Below are 4,464 nucleotides of genomic sequence, written 5' to 3'. Positions count from 1 at the left end.
TCAATAACGCCGTGACAATATTCATCGTAAAAGTCGTAGATCTTTGGGTCGATGTCTTCATTCTTCATATTCAATTCCTTAATATGTCAGTTGAGGTTTACGACAGTGACAGTTTTCAATATAAAGTCATTGCGCCAAAAAGTTTACATTAACAACTGGGCAAAATCAGCATAATTTCTAACTGTGTTGAGTGCAAGGCATGCAATTAATTTTTCGCTTAAGCAGTTTCTTGCCAAGCAGTGTTTTTGCGGTAATGCGTTGTTGATTGACCCTAGCCCTTCACCATTAAGCGTTTCATGCCATTGGTCAAACCTTCCAGCGTTAGTGGATACATGCGGTCTTCCATTAGCTCTTTGGCTATCTCCAAAGAAGGTGTGTAGCCCCAGTGTGAAAGCGGGACCGGGTTCAACCAGATGGAGTGCGTGAAATGCTGGGTCAGGCGGTTCAACCACACCGCACCGGCTTCCTGATTGTAGTGCTCAACCGAAGCACCCGGATAGGTGATCTCGTACGGGCTCATGGTGGCGTCGCCAACAATAATGAGTTTATAGTCTTTTCCGTACTTACGCATTAACTCAAAGGTATCGATGTACTCGGTGCGTTTACGAAATTCCGTTTTCCACAAACGTTCGTAAATGAAGTTATGGAAATAATAGAATTCCATGTGCTTGAGCTCTGAACGAGCAGCTGAGAATAGTTCTTCACAGATCTTGATGTGATCATCCATAGACCCGCCAATATCAAACAGGATCAACACATTGATGCGGTTACGTTTTTCCGCACGCATTTTAATATCCAGATAACCGGCATTTTTTGCGGTTGAGGAAATGGTGTTATCCAGATCCAGTTCATCCAGATGACCTTCACGGGTGAATTTACGCAAGCGTTTCAAAGCCACCTTGATATTACGCGTTCCGATCTCGACCGAGTCATCCAGACCACGAAACTCGCGTTTGTCCCAGACTTTCACGGCACGCCGATGACGGGACTCTTTTTGACCGATACGCACACCCTCGGGATTGTAGCCATACGCTCCGAAAGGCGAACGTCCTGCGGTACCTATATTCTTGTTGCCACCTTGATGGCGCTTGTCCTGATTCTCCAGACGTTCTTTGAGTGCCTCCATGAGTTTTTCCCAGCCACCCAAAGACTCAATGAGTTTTTTCTCTTCGTCGCTTAATCCCAGTTCCGCCCGTTTTTCCAGCCAGTCGGCCGGAATCTCGTATTTATTGAACAATTCGTCAAGCGACTCAAGGCCTTCAAAATAAGCACCAAAGGCGCGGTCAAATTTATCGTAATCGGATTCTTTTTTTACCATGGCCGTACGCGACAAATGATAAAAATCATCAATACTGGCATGCGCAACATGTTTTTCCAGGCCTTCGATCAAGGCCAGATACTCGGTGACCGAAACCGGCAAACCGCCATTGCGTAAAGTAAAAAAGAAATCGATCAACATTTGTCTTAATTAGATCCTGAATCGAGTTCAGTAATTCGGTTCTATCCTCTTTGTCATCGCGAGACAGCTTTGCTGACGTGGCGATCTCGTTACTTTACTGATGAATTCAATTTAGCACTCCACAAACCTTCTGAGATTGCCGCGTCGTTTCACTCCTCGCAATGACCTATTTACTGCCCTCTTCGTCTCGACATAAATGCCAAGCGCTCGAACATATGCACATCTTGTTCATTCTTCAACAAGGCGCCATGCAGAACCGGTATGGCATTTTTACTGTCTTTGGCTTGCAGTACTTCCAGCGGGATATCTTCAGCCAACAATAATTTCAACCAGTCCAGCAATTCCGAAGTGGATGGCTTTTTATGCAAGCCCGGCACCTGACGGATCTCGAAAAATATTTCCAGGGCTTCTTTGAGTAAATTCTTTTTAATGTCCGGAAAATGCACGTCAACGATCGATTGCATGACTTCATGATCCGGGAAGCGGATATAATGAAAAAAGCAACGGCGCAAAAACGCATCGGGCAATTCTTTTTCATTATTACTGGTGATGATTATGATCGGGCGATGTTTTGGTGTAATGACTTGCTGGGTCTCGTACACATAGAATTCCATGCGATCCAGCTCACGCAATAGATCGTTGGGAAATTCGATATCGGCTTTATCGATCTCGTCGATCAACAATACGGGCTGTTCATCCGCTTCAAAGGCCTGCCACAACGGACCTTTTTTAATGTAGTTCGCGACATTCTCAACGCCTTCTACACCCAGCTGTGAATCGCGTAAACGTGAAACCGCGTCGTACTCATACAAGCCTTGTTGGGCACGCGTGGTGGATTTGATGTGCCATTGATAGATCGGCATACCCAAACCCCGGGCAATCTCTTCGGCCAACATGGTTTTGCCCGTGCCTGGCTCGCCTTTAACCAATAGGGGGCGCTGTAATGTGATCGACGCATTCACTGCAATTTTCAGCTCGTCGGTTGCAACGTAATTTTCTGTACCTTCAAATCTCATCATAATCTCGTTTTATTTAATTAACCGGAAACGTGGAATCTGTTCGCCTTCTACTTCAACATTCTCGCGGAACATGTCGATTGGTCGAACCCAGAGCCCACTGTCGTTATACAGCGGTTTATAAACCACCACAATCTCATTGGACTCGGAATGCGTGGCTGTTCCGATCACTTGATAGTCATTACCCTTGTAGTGTCTGTAACGTCCTGGCGCTATTATCGGATCTTCCAATGTTTTACTCGTAGCGAACTTCAATGACTTCGTAATATTTTTTACCACTAGGCGCATCCACCACGGCTTCATCACCCTCCTGTTTCCCGATCAGAGCTCTTGCGATGGGTGAGGTGATAGAGATCTGGTTTAGCTTAATATCGGCCTCGATGGCTCCCACGATCCGGTAAGTCACCTCGGCATCGGCTGCTTCATCGTATAAAACCACAGTCGTGCCAAATACCACTTTGCCGTTATTCGGTAAAGTGGTGACGTCAATGATCTGACAATTGCTCAACTCGCCTTCGAGTTGTTGTATGCGGCCTTCATTAAAACTCTGCTGTTCGCGTGCGGCATGGTACTCGGCATTTTCTTTTAGATCACCGTGCTCACGCGCCGTTGCGATCGCTTCAACGATCTCGGGGCGTTTCACGCTTTTAAGGTATTTTAATTCTTCACGCAGTTTTTCAACCCCGCGTGCAGTTAACGGAACTAGATCCATGGTATCTCTCGTAATATCGGCCGGAACGTGCGGCTACTTGGAGTAAACGATTATTTTATTACGCAATGGCTTGCTTGTGTAAGTCTTTTAGTTGATTGACCGAGTAATTTTGCAAATGCGCCATGGCTTCACAGGTCGCAAGACCCGCAGTCATGGTGGTGTAGTAAGTCACTTTGCCAACCACCGCCGCTCGACGAATCGTCTCGGATTCACGAATAGACTTTTTACCCTCGGTGGTATTAACGATCAGGTCGATCTCGTCATTTTTGATCATATCCACAATGTGCGGCTGGCCTTCGTGGACTTTATTGATGCGTTTACACTCCAGTCCTTGCTCATCCAGGTAATCCGCCGTGCCACCGGTTGCCACAATTTTAAAGCCCTTATCGATCAGATTTCTGGCCAGCACGGCAGCACGCGGCTTGTCGCGGTCTCGCACACTGATGAATGCCGTACCCTCAGTGGGAATTGTTGCACCACCACCGAGTTGGGCCTTGGCGTAGCCTTCAGCAAAGGTTGCACCCACACCCATCACTTCACCGGTGGATTTCATTTCCGGACCCAGGATCGGATCGGCTTCCGGGAATTTTCCGAATGGAAACACCGATACTTTGACTGAATAGTACGGTGGTATAACTGATTTGGTCTCGCCCTGTTCGGCCAAACTGATGCCAGCCATACAGCGTGCCCCGATCTTGGCGAGGGCTTGTCCGGTGGCCTTGGACACAAAAGGTGCCGAGCGCGAAGCACGAGGATTCACTTCCAGGACGTATATTTCTTCACCCTGGATCGCGAATTGGGTATTCATCAAACCAACCACATTAAGCTCAAGGGCAAAGTCGGTGACCATCTGATTCATTCGCTCAATAATACTTGGCGACAAAGAATGCGCCGGCAATGAACACGCCGAGTCTCCCGAGTGCACACCCGCCTGTTCGATGTGTTCCATAACCCCGCCGATCAATACGTCCTGACCATCACAAACGGCGTCCACATCGACCTCAATGGCCATATCCAGAAAACGATCCAGCAGCAATGGTCCACTTTCATTGAAGCCTTCATTGCCTTTGAGATAGTCTTTTAGATCTTTTTCCGAATACACGATCTCCATGCCGCGACCGCCCAGAACATAAGACGGGCGTACCACCAGCGGGTAGCCCACTTCTTTGGCGCGCTCAACCGCTTCTTCGGGGGTTGAGGCAATATCGTTTGGTGGTTGTTTGATCTCCAGTTTGTTGGCAAGCGCCTGGAAACGTTTACGATCTTCGGCAGCGTCA

5 protein-coding genes are annotated in these 4,464 nt (G+C 47.6%); all 5 read right to left on the bottom strand.

The genetic code is table 11. The annotated features are described in order from the left end of the window. Positions 1-271: 271 nt before the first annotated feature. On the bottom strand, positions 272-1,459 hold the full coding sequence (locus tag HKN88_06975) for a VWA domain-containing protein (protein NNC97799.1): 1,188 nt from the start codon (positions 1,457-1,459) through the stop codon (positions 272-274). A gap of 170 nt (positions 1,460-1,629) precedes the next feature. Then, positions 1,630-2,475, bottom strand: coding sequence for a MoxR family ATPase (locus HKN88_06970; protein NNC97798.1), 846 nt, complete (start codon positions 2,473-2,475; stop codon positions 1,630-1,632). A 12-nt stretch (positions 2,476-2,487) separates the two neighbouring features. Then, positions 2,488-2,763, bottom strand: a complete 276-nt coding sequence (locus tag HKN88_06965; GenBank protein ID NNC97797.1) for a DUF1653 domain-containing protein — start codon at positions 2,761-2,763, stop codon at positions 2,488-2,490. Continuing rightward, on the bottom strand, positions 2,711-3,187 hold the full coding sequence (greA, locus tag HKN88_06960; GenBank protein NNC97796.1) for a transcription elongation factor GreA: 477 nt from the start codon (positions 3,185-3,187) through the stop codon (positions 2,711-2,713). Before greA ends, HKN88_06965 begins: the two co-directional genes overlap by 53 nt. Before the next feature lie 58 nt (positions 3,188-3,245). Beyond that, a partial coding sequence (locus HKN88_06955) for an ATP-grasp domain-containing protein (GenBank protein NNC97795.1) occupies positions 3,246-4,464 on the bottom strand: 1,219 nt, incomplete at its 5' end.

Source organism: Gammaproteobacteria bacterium (assembly GCA_013001575.1).
Lineage (GTDB): Bacteria > Pseudomonadota > Gammaproteobacteria > Steroidobacterales > JABDMI01 > JABDMI01.
This window is presented reverse-complemented; position numbering and strand designations above follow the sequence as displayed.